A 15,206-nucleotide genomic window follows, 5' to 3' on the forward strand; every position below is an offset into this window, starting at 1 on the left:
TTAAGTTTCCCAATTTAAAAATAATTATCCGGGAAATAAATATTTTTTTAAAAATAAAGGAGTTAATATAAGAAGTGGAGAAGTTTTCCATAGTTAGAAGAACGAAGGAGTATAAATGAAATGCAGAAAGCAACTATACCATTTGAAAAATTATATAATTTTAGAGATGTTGGGGGAATGGAAACAGAGGATGGAAATAATGTGAAATCTGGAGTCTTGTTTCGGTCTGATGATATTTCGCGATTGACTAAGAAGGACTTAGAAAAATTTAGTCAATATGGATTTAAGTTAATTTGTGACTTACGTACATCTAACGAGCGAAAATCTAAACTTTATGAATTTCCTAAAAGCTGGGGAATTGAATTAAAGCATATCCCTATTTATCATGAAAGTCAGGACCTTTCCCATAGGGAGTTTTTCCAGTTATTAGTTAAAGGGTCTAAGAATCTGGATTTTGAAGCAATGATTAAGGATTTTTATCGTTGTATGATCATAGAACGAAGAGAAGAAATAAAAGAGATCATTACTTTAATTGCTAATTATAACAAAGCTCCGTGCTTAATTCATTGTACCGGAGGCAAAGATCGTACAGGTTTAATAACCGCACTCATACAGCTTTATTTACATGTTCCGTATGATAAAGTAATCGACCATTATTTATTGTCAAATGAATTGGTTGGGCCGAGAATGAAAAAAGTTGAAAACTTTATTCGAGTGATGAGTTTATACCGTGTTTCTTCACAGCAAATAAAACCGTTATTAATTGTAAGTCGTGAATATTTAGAAGATGTTTTACAGGAAATTATGAAGGAATTTGGAACAGTGGAAAACTATTTTATCAAAGGGTGTGGAATAGATAAAAACTCCTTAAACAAGTTAAGGGGATTTTTATTGAATAAATAGAGTGAAACTTCTTTGTGAACTCGCAAGCTGCGAGTTTTATTTGTATTTTATCTAAGTTACAATCATATTTATGGATATTCATAAAAAGGAGGAATAGACAATGGATGAAACAATACAGTTAATTAAAAAATTGGTTGAAATACCAAGCCCATCAGGGAATACAGAAAAAGTCATTTCGTTTGTAGAGGAGTATTTAAAGCCTTTGAATGTAAATATGAAAAGAAATCACAAAGGTGGCTTACTTGTTACTATACCTGGAAAAAATAATGATCGACATAGGATGTTAACGGCTCATGTAGACACTTTAGGTGCAATTGTAAAGAACATTAAATCTAACGGCAGATTAATGATTGATTTAATCGGGGGCTTTAACTATAACTCTATAGAAGGTGAATACTGTCAGATTGAAACCGCCGGTGGGAAAACCTATACTGGTACAATTCTTATGCATCAAACATCTGTCCATGTATATAAGGATGCCGGTAAGCTAGAGAGAAACCAAAAAAATATCGAAGTAAGAATTGATGAGAAAGTACATAATGCAGACGATGTAAAAGATCTTGGAATTGAGGTTGGTGATTTTATTTCACTTTATCCAAGAGTTGAAGTAACACCTAGTGGATTTATTAAGTCTCGTCATTTAGATGACAAAGCAAGTGTTGCGATAGTATTACAACTAATTAAAAGAATAGTAGTAGATCCTATTGAACTGCCTTATACAACTCATTTCCTGATCTCAAATAATGAAGAAATCGGGTACGGTGGTAATTCAAATATAGCTAGTGAAACAGTTGAATATTTAGCTGTGGATATGGGGGCAATTGGGGACGGCCAAGAAACGGATGAATTTACAGTTTCAATCTGTGCAAAGGATTCTAGTGGACCTTATCATTTAGGGCTACGAAGGAAACTAATTGAGTTAGCGAAACAAAATAATATTAAATATAAAGTTGATATTTATCCATATTATGGATCAGATGCTTCTGCTGCGATACGATCAGGACATGATATTATTCATGGCTTAATCGGGCCTGGCATTGATGCTTCACATGCGTTTGAACGAACACATACTTCCTCATTGGAGCATACTTCAAACTTGCTTTATCATTATGTTCAATCGGAGTTGACGTTAGCATGATCTATTATGTTGTTGATGTTTTTGCTGAAGAAAAATATAAAGGAAATCAATTGGCTGTTTTTCGGAATATAGGAGATTTATCTAGTGAGGAAATGCAGAAAATTGCGAAAGAAACTAATTTCTCAGAGACAACTTTTATTGAAACTGATGAAAAGGTAGATGGAGGGTACCGTGTAAGAATTTTTACACCTAATGAAGAAGTGCCGTTTGCAGGACATCCGACCTTAGGGACTTCATATATTATTCGAAATGAGATAATGGAAGAGCTAGAAGAAGAGGTTATATTAAAGTTAAAGGTTGGAGATATCCCTGTTTCTTTTGATGAATCTGAAATACTTTGGATGAAACAAAATGAGCCTAGCTTTGCTCAAACGTTTACATATGAACAATTGAGTGATGTACTTAACTTGGATATTGATGATTTTGATGAGAACTATCCAATTGAGGATGTCTCAACAGGTCTCCCTTTCATTATTGTTCCTTTAAAAGGATTGGCTGAAGTAAAAAAAGCCAAAATTAATCAAGAAAAACTTCTTAAATTAACCGAAAAAACTAGAGCAAAAGCCATTCTAGTTTTCAGTAAAGAAACTTATCACAAGGAACATCACCTAAATGCAAGGGTGTTTGTTGATGTTTTCGGTATACCCGAAGATCCTGCAACAGGAAGTGCCAATGGATGCTTGGCAGGTTACTTGCTAAAACATCAATATTTTCAAACAAACTCATTAGATTTAAAAGTTGAGCAGGGGTACGAGATTCAAAGAGAATCCTTAATTCATATTCGGGCAGAAGAAAGAGAAGGAAACTATTCTATTCATGTTGGAGGAAATGTAGTTAAGGTTGCAAAAGGTGAATGGTTTTAGAGTTCTTCTAATTTAAAAGAGTTCTCTTTCCCTAACTGAAAGAGAACTCTTGATAAGTTACCTACAATTTTATATCTTAGACATAAATTTATAGGTGATAAATGTTCCGCCTATCAGTAGAGTAGATAACAAAATGACAAAACCTAATCCAATTTCATCAATTAACGTTAGAAGGTAAATGATTAGTATGATATCTGTTAAAATTGAACCTATAAAAAGTACCCTCGGGGATCTCATGCTATACTATCTCCTTTAATTATTAGCGTGCTTTCATAACAATTATAGCGAAGATTCTTGTGAAAATAAAAACCGAGTGGCTTTTACCCACTCGGTTTGTTATTTAATCAATGTAATGATTCCCTCATTTTCATCTAATACTAGCTCTATTGCGGCAGCAAAAGGATCGATATTCATTTCGTTTTCCAACCAAAAGCGAATGGCCTCTATTATATTGGCAGTTATCAATATTTGCTTTCGATCCTGTATATATGCTTCAGCAGAAAAACCATAGTCATCATCATATAATAGCTCAATTTCAACGTCCTGAGGCTTGATTTGCCTTTTATGAGCAATGTGTAAACAGAGTGCATTTACAATATTTTGTTCAGAAAGCTTTATTTGCCCCATATTGTATCTTCCTTGTGTTTACGCTTATTTTTATTTACAAAGTAAGTAAATACTTTTCGAATAATAAAAATAACGGCAAATATGGCTAAAACATTAATAACTAGGCCAATTAATGAACCTAAAATGCCAAGATTACTTAACAATCCTCCGAGTAATAAACCAGCTAACCCACCTAAAAACAAACCTTTCATTAAACTGCCGGCTTTTGGCTTTGTAGTAGTGTTACTTTTTGTTGTGGTAGAGGATTTTTGCTGAGTATCATCCTTTTTAATAAGTGACGGGCTGTTTGTATTTGAGTTAAATGATTTTTTACCAGATTTGTAGCCCTTTGCGCTAACTGTTGTAACATGATCTCCAACTAAAAATCCACTTATTGGAGTGCAAAGTAAGGTAATAGCGAGCATTGCTGAAAATAATTTCTTTATCATGGTGTATGTTCCTCCCTTTAAAAATGAGCAGTCACTTTTTGTGACAATTAGTACTACGGTCTATCATATAGAAAGGTTTCATTTTTGAAAAGTTTTTTTAATTTGTTATTCCAACTTGAAGAAGGGGGAAAGAAATCAAAAAAATAGATCATTTTGATTCAGTTGAAGACGTTAACTGATTCAAAATGATCCATTTATTTATCTATACCACATAATTTCCCCAGATTTATGGTCATAATTAATTTCAACATGAAAATCATGTTTTTCATAAAAGTGAACAAGTCTGTCGACATGATCCCAATCTCTTTCAGCAATGTCACCTGTAATTTTAGGAATGTTTTGCTCAATTGCAAGTTCTTTTAAGTAGTCCATACATATGGAGCCATACCCTTTATTTGCAGGTCCTTTAATATCACCAATGTGGATCGTTTCATCATCTACATATGTTGCGTGAATGGAAAAATCCCACTTACCTTTATATGAGGTTTCACAGTTGCATAGCATAATTTTACAAGATTGATCATCTTCTGGAGTATAAACGATAACTAGCTTATCTTCTTTTGTTTGGTCAACACCTAGAACCTTACTTTTTTTGGCAATTTCCTTTAAATTATCCTGCATCCTAAAGACTTGGAACTCAAGATCCTCTAATTCTTCCTTCAATTCTTCTGGATTATCAGAACGTTGGTCAGCTTCTAATAGTTTACTAAACATTATTTCGCTCCTTTCATTGTCATATTTGATGTGTGTAGGTATTTAACGATTTTAAAATGACATAGCTTCTAAAAACTATATAAAATGGTGTCTTCTTATTTTATTCATACTTAATAAAAAATGTTGCAACAAACAGTGTAATATTATAATGGTTATTTAAAAAATATGCAATAGTTTCTTTGTGAATATGTGGTTAATTATTCTTTATTAATACATTGACTAACTAGTCAATGTGAATTAAACTGGAATTGACTGATCAGTCAATTCACCCTCATATAGGAGGAAGTTATATGAAAATAATCGAGATTAATAATTTGACCAAAAGCTATAAAAAAAACAGAGGAATTGACGACCTTTCCCTTTCAATTCATAAGGGAGAAATCTTCGGCTTTATTGGACCAAACGGGGCAGGGAAAAGCACAACAATACGTACATTGTTAAATTTTATTCACCCAACAAGCGGAACAGCCAATATTTTTGGGAAAGATAGTGTTAAAGACTCAAAGGAAATTCGTAAGCAAGTTGGTTATTTACCATCTGAAGTTCATTACTATGATGATATGAAAGCTTTGGATTTACTTCAGTATTCTGCTAAGTTTCATCAATACACAAATAATCAACGAATCGTCGAATTAGCCGAAAAACTTCATTTAGACCTTAATAAAAAAATTGAAGATTTATCGTTTGGAAATAGAAAAAAAGTGGGAATTATTCAAGCGCTTCTCCACGAGCCAAAATTGCTCATTTTAGATGAACCAACTGGAGGATTAGATCCGTTAATGCAACATACTTTTTTTGAATTATTAAAGATCGAGCGGGATAAAGGAGCAACCATTTTCTTTTCATCTCACATCTTAAGTGAAGTTCAGAAAATGTGTGACCGTGTTGCGATTATTAAAGAAGGTAAATTATTGAAGGTAGAACGAGTTGAGACGTTACTTAAAAATAATGTGAAAAAAATAAGCCTTAACCTTCAAACTGAAACTGAGCAAGCAATTGAAGAGATTGAGGGAATGAATAAAGTGAAAAACGGTGATGATTGGACCTTTTTGTATAGTGGCGATATAAATAGACTTCTTCATAAGATGTCAACGCTACATGTGAAAGATTTATTAATAGAAGAGCCTTCTTTAGAGGAAGTTTTTATTCACTATTATGAGTAGGAAAGGGAGGGAAGTTACATGATTTATCAACGAGAATTAAAGAAAAACTTAAGATCACTTATTATTTGGGGGATTGCATTAAGTGGAATCATTTTAATGACACTTAGCATTTATCCTCAATTTACTCAGGATCAAGAAACAATGAAGGAATTGCTTAATGCATATCCGGATTCTTTTAAACAAGCATTTGGAATGGATCGCCTTGATTATGGATCTTTACTCGGATTTTATGGGGTTCAAGTTCACTTTATGACAACGTTATTTGGAAGTATCTTTGCGGTTATGTTAGCTTCAAATATTGTCGCTAAGGAAGAAAATGAAAAAACAATTGAATTCTTATTATCAAAGCCAATTACTCGTATGCAAATTATGACTGAAAAGTGGCTAGCTGTTATGACAAATATTGCTCTGTTAAATATAATCATTATGGTGATTTCTCTAACTGGCTTTCAATTTGCTGATGAAGATCCGTCGATGAAAACATTTATTTTGCTTGTTTTAGCAACTTTTCTACTGCATATTACATTTGCCGCTATATCTTTCTTACTTTCAACGACAATGAAAAAGGCTAGAACAATCACATCGGTTTCGTTAGGCTTTGTTTTTTTATCATATTTTTTAAGTGTAGTATCTGGTATTACCGAGAACTTAGAAGGACTCAAATATTTTAGTTTCTTCAAATATATTGCTGCTGCTGACATTATTGCAAATCAATCTATTAAACCACTTTATCTAAGTATCATGATAGCTGTAGTATCTATAATGATCGTGTTAAGCTATGTTGCTTATCATCGAAAGGATATTGCTGTATAATCAGACAAAATGATCGAAATTAATTTGAGGTGTACACATTGTATTCTGCATTTGAAAAATTACCTGATGAAAAGAGAGAAAAGATTTTAACAATCTGCATTGAAGAGTTTGCAAAAACTGGCTATGAAAAAACATCAACTGAGACAATTACTTCAAGAGCTGGTATTTCAAAAGGAATTCTTTTTCATTATTTTAAAAGTAAGAAAAACCTTTATTTATATGTTGTTGACTATTGCAGTCAGCTAATCGGAGGTAAAATTATCGAAGAAATTAAAAAGGTTAAGAAGAATGATTTTTTCGAAAGAATAAAAGAGGTCGTTCTCATTAAACAACGAATTCAATATGACTTTTTAATTGAAACAAAACTAGTTACAAGTGCTACTCTTCATCCACCAGTTGAATTACAAGAGCAATTACAGAATCTGTTACAAAAGAATACTGATCAATATAGTGGAGAATTTTTAAATAAGCTTGTAGATAAACAATTATTGCAAGGCCGAACTTCACCTGAAAAAATAATTGAATTAACTTTGCTTGCATTAGACTCTGTTTCCAAAAAATATGTTCATCTTTTTGAAAGTAAACAGCTAGAATATGACGATATACTAGAAAAAATGATGCCAGAACTTGATGAATATATAGATATTATTAAATATGGGGCGTACGGAAATCGTTGATGTGACATTTACGTAAAGAAAGATCAGTAGAGATACTGTTCTTTTTTGTTGGTTTCGTAATCGACAAAAATCGGGTGGTGCCAGGCACCACCACTTTTCGACCTTTATACTTCTATAATGATAGGAAGTATCATCGGTTTTCTTTTTGTTTGCTTATATAAGTGCTGACCAATTGTTTTTTTAATGTTTTGTTTCATGACGTTCCATTGGTGAACTTTTGCTTTTTGAAGGTCTTTTATAATTCGTTCTACTTGGCGGTTTACATCTTTTAAGAGATCTTCTGAATTACGTGCATAAACAAACCCTCTTGAAATCGTGTCTGGACCAGAAATGATTTTTTTATCAGCTTTACTTAGGGTAATCACAATAACAAGCATCCCGTCCTCAGATAATTGTTTTCGATCTCTTAAAACAATATCACCTATGTCTCCCACGCCAATTCCGTCTACAAATGTGTTACCAGCAGGTACTTTTCTAGTTTGACGGGCTTCTTGGTTTACAATGTCTACTACATCACCTAGGTTTACGATAAAGGTATGATCTTTTTCTACTCCAACAGATTCAGCTAATAAACGGTGTTGATGTAACATTCTATATTCACCATGTATTGGTATAAAATATTTTGGCATCATTAATGTAAGCATAAGCTTTAGGTCTTCCTGATATCCATGACCTGAAACATGCATGCCTGTTGAACTTCCTGAACCGTAAATAACTTTAGCCCCTAGAGTAAACAAGTTGTCAATAATCTTCGACACATTCCGTTCATTACCAGGTATTGGAGAAGCAGCTAATATGACAGTATCACCTGCAAGTATTTCTGCATCACGGTAATTTGAAGTGGATAGCCGAGCAAGTGCAGCCAGTGGTTCTCCTTGACTACCAGTACATAAAATAGCAACCTTTTCCGGTGCAAGCTCATTAATTTGACTAGGTTCAATTAACATACCATCAGGGATGGTTAAATAGCCTCGTTCAATAGCTACATCAACTACATTCACCATACTTCTACCTAGAAGTGCAAGCTTTCTATTGGTTTTGATTGCAGCATCAACGACTTGTTGAACACGATTAACATTTGAAGCAAAGGTGGAGACAATGACTTTTCTTGTGGCCTTAATAAAAGCTTCCTCCATATGCTCGCCAACCATTTGTTCTGATGGAGTTAAACCAGAGCGTTCTGCATTAGTACTTTCTGATAAAAGAGCTAGAACACCCTTTCTACCAATTTCAGCCATTTTGTGGATGTCTGAATGTTGATCATTTACAGGAGTTAAATCGAATTTAAAGTCTCCAGTATGTACGACAACTCCTTCAGGTGTGTGAAAAACAATTCCCAAACAATCTGGAATACTGTGATTAGTTTTAAAGAAGCTTAAGGTAATTTTATTAAATTCTACAGTAGATTCAGAATCTATTTGAATCAATTCAGTATCTCTTACTAGATTATGTTCCATTAGCTTTAATTCAATGAGACCAAGTGTAAAACGTGATCCATATATAGGGACATTTAATTTCTTGAGAAAGTAGGGAATACCACCAATATGGTCTTCATGGCCGTGTGTTACAACTAGCGCCTTTATTTTTTCCTTGTTTTCTTCTAAGTAGGTTAGGTCAGGAATGATTAGATCAATTCCTAATAAATTTTCATCTGGAAATTTGCCTCCGCAATCGACTACAATGATTTCATCGGCATATTGAATCACATACATGTTTTTCCCGATTTCATTCACACCACCAAGTGCGAATAGGGATAATTGATCCGTGGCCATCTTATGTCCTCCTATGTAAATAGTATTCATATTATGCCAATAATTTGGTTGTTTATTTGTTAATTGTAAAAAAACTAGGCTGTTTTCTTAATTAAAGGAAAAAATGTTGCAGAGAAGTTGAGGTAACTGAATTTCTGTTATATAATAGATAAGAATCAAATATTCTAAAAATTAGGACGGTGATTCAATATGAACACTGAGAAGAATATTATTGAGGAATTTAGTGTTTGGCAAAAACAACTAGGAAAAGCTGATGGTACAATCAAAACCTATATTGGTGTACTAGAAAAATTCGAGGCTTGGTTATCATCAAAAGGTAAATCACTAAATTCGGTCTCTAAGAATGATGTTCAGTTATATATGGATGAACTTGAAAATCAGCAAAAAACGGCAGGAACAATTGAAAAATATTTAGCAGCTATTAGTGTTTTTGTTCGTTTTATAGACAAGTCTGAAATTGTTTTGGATATCAAGCGTAAAGAGAAGATTAAGGATACAAGCATTCCTGAATCTCTGGAAGAAAGTGAAGAGAAAAAACTATTACTTGAAGTGAAAGCAGATGGTAATCTTCGCAATATAGCGATTGTTTATACATTATTATATACGGGCATTCGTATATCTGAACTATGTGCTTTAAATTTTGATGATATCCAAGAGGTTGATGGAAAAAAGAAATTATTAATTAAAGATCATGATGGTGAGATTGATCGTTTTATTCCATTAACAACAGATGTAAGCTATCATCTGGAGAATTATATTGATTCTTTAACAATTAAAAAAGATGCCATTTTTGTATCAAGTGTGAATAAGCGGCTCTCTACTAGAGCTGTGCAATATATGTTACAAAAATATGATGTTAATCCCCATAAGCTTCGTCATACATTTTGTCAGAAGCTAATTAATAAAGGAATTAATCTTCATATTGTTGCAAAATTAGCAGGTCATAAAGACGTTAATGTGACAAAAAGATATGTTGGAAATACACAGCCCAATTTGGATAATGCAATTGACCAAGCTTTTTCATAGGATACACACGGATGCTTTGTTATGGTTAAACCACGTTATTTAACGTGGTTTATTTTTTTGCAAAGCTAATTCTTTGGAATTTGTTCTTTCTTGTGAAAAGAAAAAAGGAGATTGCTTTTTCAATTAACATAATAGACTAATCATTATGGATATTTATTCCTTTTATACTATGACTATTGAACTATTTAGTTATGGAAATTTGGTGCTTATGACCTTTTTATTATTGGTGCTAATATAATATGCTTAATATTAGAACTGAAGTTTGTCGATTTTTAGAAGATCTTTTTATATAAACTAGAATGCTGTCAAAATACATAGGTTGTTTGTCATTGGGGGGATATTGATGATTGAAGAACACACGAGATACTCACGTCTCGCACATATTACAAAATTAATTAATACAAAACTAGAATTGCATGAAGTGTTAGGGCATGTTGTAACAGCTATATCTGAGGAAATCTTCCGGTGTGATTCAGTTGGAATATACCTCCCTCAAGAAGATGGAACATATCGGGGTTATGTTGGTAAGCCTGAGTATATTAATGGTGCCACATTGGATATGCATGTAATTGATCCTAAGAAAGACCTCCTTGCAAATGAGGTCCTTGAAACAAAGGAAAGTATTTATATTCCTGATACGTCAAAGGATTCTAGGCCTGACCGTAGAGCGGTCGAAGCATTTAAAATAACTTCTCTATTAGCACTGCCTATTAATTATGAAGATGAAGTATACGGTCTTGTGTTTCTATTTAACTATGGAGTTTATATGAACCTTAAAGATACTGAGATTCAGGCAGTAGAAGCTTATGTAAATATGGCTGCAGTTGCCATAAGAAATGCGAACAATCTATCTAAAAAGGAAAATCTTATTTCAGAAAAACAACTTCTTATTGATGTTACAAAGGAACTGTCTCTTTGTTCTACTTTAAATGAAGTATTGGATAAATGTTTTTCATATGTAGGAAAAGTGTTGAAAAATAAAAATATTGGGGCTCATTTATTAGATCCTGTTGCAGAAAAACAAATTAAGCCAGCGAGTCTTAGTAAAGAAAGTGATTGGACAGAAGAAGCTTGGATGAAAACTCATAATGTTATAAACATCGATCATTCAACAGATAAACTTTTTCAAGAGGTTATAAAAACGAAAAAGGCTGTGTTAATCCCTGATGTTTATCGCGACCCACGTCCTAATCATGATGCGTGCCGTTCATTTGGTATTAAAGGTATTCTTATGCTGCCAATTGTAACAATGGGTGAAATATTGGGTTTACTAGCTATTGTAAATCTAGGACAAAAAGAACGTGTTTACACACAAGCTGAAATTCAGTTAGCACAGTCTATTGTAGAAGCGACTGCGTCTGTTTTATCACATATCATTTATATGGAGAAACAGGAACTTATCATAAAGAAGAGAACCTATGAGTTAACAGAAAAAAATACGGAGCTTGAGGCTGTTGTTGGAGAATTACAACGTTTAAGTCGCGAAAAGGAATTAATTCTAAATTCGGCAGGAGATGGAATTGTTGGTGTTAACATTGAAGGTAACATCTCTTTTTGTAATCCAGCTTCCGAATCAATATTAGGTTATCGTGAAAAGGAATTAATCGGTAAGCCGTATAAAATCTTTTTTAATAATAGTGATCAAAATCTACAAAAGCCGGGAAATAAAGGTAACGGTGTAACAACCTCTACAGATGCAATATTTATTCGTAAAGATGGATCAAACTGTCCGGTCGAATATTCCTCAACGCCAATTAAAGAAGAAAAAAAGCTAGTTGGCTACGTTGTAACATTTAAAGACATTACGTATCGAAAGCAAATGGAAGAAAAAATAAACTACCATGCTTATTATGACAGTTTAACAAATCTTCCTAATCGACTGTTATTAAAAGATCGACTTGATCAAGGATTAGCATATGCACAGTTGCACAAAGAAAAACTAGCGGTGCTGTTTTTAGATTTAGACCGATTTAAAACCATTAATGATATGCTAGGTCATAGTTATGGTGATTTGTTATTAAGAATGGTAGCAAAAAGATTAAAAGAATGTGCTTACAATGGCTGCACAGTTTCACGTCAAGGTGGAGATGAGTTTACTATTATATTACCTGTAGCACGAAATGAATTCGAAATAAGGGAATTCGCAGAAAATATTATCTCTGCTTTTGAGGAATCTTTTGATCTTAATGGAAATGAGATTTTTGTTAAGGCTAGTATTGGCATCAGCTTGTTTCCTCAAGACGGTGAGAAAGCTGATGATTTAATTAAAAAAGCTGATACAGCTATGTATAAGGCTAAGGAACTTTCAGGGAATGATTATCAATTTTATACTTCGTCAATGGACAAGCGGACAATGGATAATGTTAAACTGGAAACGTCCTTATATCGTGCGTTGGATCTTAATGAGTTCCTTGTAGTGTATCAACCGCAATTTGATTATAAGCATAAGAGAATTATTGGAGTGGAAGCACTTCTTAGATGGAATCACAGTTCAAAAGGAATGATTTCGCCAGGACAGTTTATTCCACTTGCCGAAGAAACAGGGCTCATTGTGCAAATAGGTGAATGGGTACTTAAACAATCATGCAGACAACTTAAGGAATGGCAAGAAAAAGGATATAAACATTTCACAATGTCTGTTAATGTATCGGCTCAACAATTTAATAAAAAAGACTTTGTCACTATGGTTAAGAGTACCTTAGCAGAAACACAACTGAATCCTCGTTATTTAGAACTTGAGTTAACTGAAAACTTGATTATCCAAAATACTGAGGAAACCCTATCTAAGATGTCTGAACTTAAAAAATTAGGCATTAAGATTTCAATAGATGATTTTGGAACAGGATACTCATCACTAGGATATTTAAGGAACTTTCCAATCAATACGTTAAAAATTGATCGATCCTTTATTAATGATGTTTGTCACGATTCAAAAAATGCAGCAATAACCAATACAATTATTACATTAGCGCACAATTTAAACTTAGATGTTATTGCTGAAGGTGTGGAAACCAAAGATCAAATTGATTTTCTCTTATCAAGTGATTGTCACCTTGTGCAAGGTTTCTATTTTTCACCACCTGTAAAAGCAGATGATTTTTTTGAAAAGTATTTAAATTAGTTCTTACTATTTAAAGAGATGAAAGAGAGCATTACCTCTTTCATCTTTTTAAATCATTTGTGCTTTTTAATAGTCAGGAGGATAAAATGAAGGCAATTCGTGCTGTGCTTAATTATTTTCATAATGGTGGAGTGAAATATATATTTGGAATTCCAGCAGGGTCTGTGAATGCGTTTTTTGATGAGCTGTATGATCTCCCAGAGATAACTCCTATTGTTACAAAGCATGAAGGAGCAGCTTCGTATATGGCTGCTTCTTATGCTAAATATTCTCAGAGTTTAAGTGTTTGTATAGGATGTAGTGGACCAGGTGGGACAAACTTAGTTACAGGTGCAGCAAATGCAATGCGAGAGCATCTACCCGTTTTGTTTATAACTGGTGCTGTTCCTGTAAATACTGTTGGACTTAATGCATCGCAAGAGCTAAATGCCCAACCAGTATTTGAGCCTGTTACGAAGTTTAGTGCCACTGTAAACCGTTCTGATGAACTTATGGACATTGTTGAAGAAGCGGTAAACATTGCCATGTCAGGTGTTCCGGGGCCAGTTCATGTTGCAATCCCAATCGATATTCAGCTTGAGATGGTTGATGAAATTATTAAAATACCTGAATTCCCGGTCATGAAAAAGGTCGTTCCTCAACAAGAAAGTGTAGTTAAAACTGCCCAAAAGTTACTACAACATCAAGATGGAATTATTTTTGTCGGACAAGGAGCAGGACAGGCTGTTGCTGAAGTAATTGAATTAGCAGAACTTCTAAATATGTCGATTATTTGTTCTCCACAAGCAAAAGGTTTAATGGAAGACAGTCATCCGCTGTTTAAAGGAGTATTTGGTTTTGCTGGCCATGACAAGGCTTCTGAGATTGTTAACGAGAGCCAAGGGGATACTCTTCTCGTTGTTGGTTCAAGCTTAGGTGAAACTGCTACAAATAATTGGAATGTTAATTTAACAAAAAATAGAGAAGTTATTCAAATTGATTTTGATTCAACTGTATTTAATCGTAAATACCAAGTTAATATACCTCTAGTAGGGGATTGTAAGTTAACATTACGTGCAATCATTGAAGAGGTGAAAAAGCATATTAATGATCAACATGTTTATTTCAAGAAAGAAGAGTTTTTCGAACTCGAACATCATTTGGAAGAGTTTAACTCTCAAAATGTGTTAGTAGCTCTACAAAAATGTTTACCAGAGTCTACTCGATATACAATTGACATTGGCGAATTCATGTCATATGTTATTCATTACATGAAGGTAAAAGAACCTCATACATTTGATATTAATGTCCATTTTGGTGCCATGGGTACTGGAATAGGAACAGCAATAGGTAGTAAATTAGCTGAACCTGAAAGAGATGTTGTCTGTATAACAGGTGACGGTTGTTTCTTTATGCATGGCATGGAAATATTAACAGCAAAGGAATATGAGTTACCTATCCTGTTTGTTGTGATGAATAATGCACGTCTTGGTATGGTTTATCATGGACATAACTTGCAATATCAACGATCACATTCGCGCTTTGAACAGAAAGCAGTGAGTATTGCAGCAGTAGCAGAATCAATGGGTATATCCAGTGCTTGTGTTCAACGAATGGAAGATTTAACACCAGAACTCATTCTAAGGCTACAGTCTGAAAAGGGTCCTTCTGTATTGGAAATTCAACTTGTTGATCAAAATATTCCACCAATGGGTGATCGAGTTAAATTTCTTTCATCGTTTGGAAAATAATAAGAAACTCTTTAGGTGGTTAATAACATTCACGACAACGGTATATGACAATAAACGGTATAAATAAAGCAGACCTTCTTGAATTGAGTAGCAGATAGTTGAAATAAGCGGAGTTTTTCCGGTTAGACTGTAGAATGGAACTCCGTTTAGGGGATATAACAGGAATTTTTCCGGTTAAGCAAAGTAAAATGTTCTATTTTCATCTTTTTCGATTAAATAGGCGGAATCTTT

General features: G+C 33.5%; 14 protein-coding genes. 9 read left to right on the forward strand and 5 right to left on the reverse strand.

The window, feature by feature from the left end:
- Positions 1 to 120 precede the first annotated feature (120 nt).
- The 3 genes from D9842_RS02145 (at position 121) to D9842_RS02155 (ending at position 2,904) form a co-directional block, all read left to right on the forward strand.
- Complete coding sequence (locus D9842_RS02145) at positions 121 to 903, forward strand: tyrosine-protein phosphatase (RefSeq protein ID WP_121661065.1); 783 nt, start codon at positions 121 to 123, stop codon at positions 901 to 903.
- 100 nt (positions 904 to 1,003) lie between these two features.
- Positions 1,004 to 2,041, forward strand: a complete 1,038-nt coding sequence (locus D9842_RS02150; protein WP_121661066.1) for a M42 family metallopeptidase — start codon at positions 1,004 to 1,006, stop codon at positions 2,039 to 2,041.
- On the forward strand, positions 2,038 to 2,904 hold the full coding sequence (locus D9842_RS02155; RefSeq protein ID WP_121661067.1) for a PhzF family phenazine biosynthesis protein: 867 nt from the start codon (positions 2,038 to 2,040) through the stop codon (positions 2,902 to 2,904). The genes D9842_RS02150 and D9842_RS02155 overlap by 4 nt, the downstream gene beginning before the upstream one ends.
- Positions 2,905 to 2,973: 69 nt before the next feature.
- Here D9842_RS02155 and D9842_RS25590 read toward each other — a convergent pair whose 3' ends face one another.
- The 4 genes from D9842_RS25590 to D9842_RS02170 all read right to left on the reverse strand — a co-directional run bounded on the left by D9842_RS25590 (position 2,974) and on the right by D9842_RS02170 (position 4,673).
- Entirely contained in the window at positions 2,974 to 3,141 is a 168-nt protein-coding gene (locus D9842_RS25590) for a hypothetical protein (protein ID WP_162987272.1), read from the reverse strand.
- A gap of 99 nt (positions 3,142 to 3,240) precedes the next feature.
- Complete coding sequence (locus D9842_RS02160; protein WP_121661068.1) at positions 3,241 to 3,531, reverse strand: YxcD family protein; 291 nt, start codon at positions 3,529 to 3,531, stop codon at positions 3,241 to 3,243.
- The gene (locus tag D9842_RS02165; protein ID WP_232273541.1) at positions 3,519 to 3,959 is read right to left on the reverse strand and encodes a hypothetical protein; all 441 of its coding nucleotides are present in this window, start codon (positions 3,957 to 3,959) and stop codon (positions 3,519 to 3,521) included. The genes D9842_RS02160 and D9842_RS02165 overlap by 13 nt, the downstream gene beginning before the upstream one ends.
- A 198-nt stretch (positions 3,960 to 4,157) precedes the next feature.
- Complete coding sequence (locus D9842_RS02170; RefSeq protein WP_121661069.1) at positions 4,158 to 4,673, reverse strand: GNAT family protein; 516 nt, start codon at positions 4,671 to 4,673, stop codon at positions 4,158 to 4,160.
- A gap of 290 nt (positions 4,674 to 4,963) precedes the next feature.
- On the opposite strand from D9842_RS02170, the gene D9842_RS02175 reads away from it, so the two are divergent.
- From D9842_RS02175 to D9842_RS02185, 3 genes are read left to right on the forward strand one after another with little or no spacing between them, the layout of a single operon-like run.
- Positions 4,964 to 5,836: an ABC transporter ATP-binding protein gene (locus tag D9842_RS02175; RefSeq protein ID WP_121661070.1), complete on the forward strand. Its 873-nt coding sequence runs from the start codon at positions 4,964 to 4,966 to the stop codon at positions 5,834 to 5,836.
- An 18-nt stretch (positions 5,837 to 5,854) separates the two neighbouring features.
- Positions 5,855 to 6,649, forward strand: a complete 795-nt coding sequence (locus tag D9842_RS02180) for an ABC transporter permease subunit (RefSeq protein ID WP_121661071.1) — start codon at positions 5,855 to 5,857, stop codon at positions 6,647 to 6,649.
- A 38-nt stretch (positions 6,650 to 6,687) separates the two neighbouring features.
- Positions 6,688 to 7,326 (forward strand): TetR/AcrR family transcriptional regulator, encoded by a 639-nt coding sequence (locus D9842_RS02185; RefSeq protein ID WP_121661072.1) that lies wholly within the window; start codon positions 6,688 to 6,690, stop codon positions 7,324 to 7,326.
- 104 nt (positions 7,327 to 7,430) lie between these two features.
- On the opposite strand, the gene D9842_RS02190 is transcribed toward D9842_RS02185, so the two are convergent.
- A complete protein-coding gene (locus tag D9842_RS02190) occupies positions 7,431 to 9,098 on the reverse strand; it encodes a ribonuclease J (protein WP_121661073.1) in 1,668 nt (555 codons plus the stop codon).
- A gap of 189 nt (positions 9,099 to 9,287) precedes the next feature.
- On the opposite strand from D9842_RS02190, the gene D9842_RS02195 reads away from it, so the two are divergent.
- The 3 genes from D9842_RS02195 (at position 9,288) to D9842_RS02205 (ending at position 14,975) form a co-directional block, all read left to right on the forward strand.
- Positions 9,288 to 10,124 (forward strand): tyrosine-type recombinase/integrase, encoded by an 837-nt coding sequence (locus D9842_RS02195; protein ID WP_121661074.1) that lies wholly within the window; start codon positions 9,288 to 9,290, stop codon positions 10,122 to 10,124.
- Positions 10,125 to 10,467: 343 nt separating this feature from the next.
- Positions 10,468 to 13,245 (forward strand): bifunctional diguanylate cyclase/phosphodiesterase, encoded by a 2,778-nt coding sequence (locus D9842_RS02200; protein WP_121661075.1) that lies wholly within the window; start codon positions 10,468 to 10,470, stop codon positions 13,243 to 13,245.
- 86 nt (positions 13,246 to 13,331) lie between these two features.
- Positions 13,332 to 14,975, forward strand: coding sequence for a thiamine pyrophosphate-binding protein (locus D9842_RS02205; RefSeq protein WP_121661076.1), 1,644 nt, complete (start codon positions 13,332 to 13,334; stop codon positions 14,973 to 14,975).
- Positions 14,976 to 15,206: the final 231 nt, after the last annotated feature.

Source organism: Metabacillus litoralis (assembly GCF_003667825.1).
Classification (GTDB): Bacteria; Bacillota; Bacilli; order Bacillales; family Bacillaceae; genus Metabacillus; species Metabacillus litoralis_B.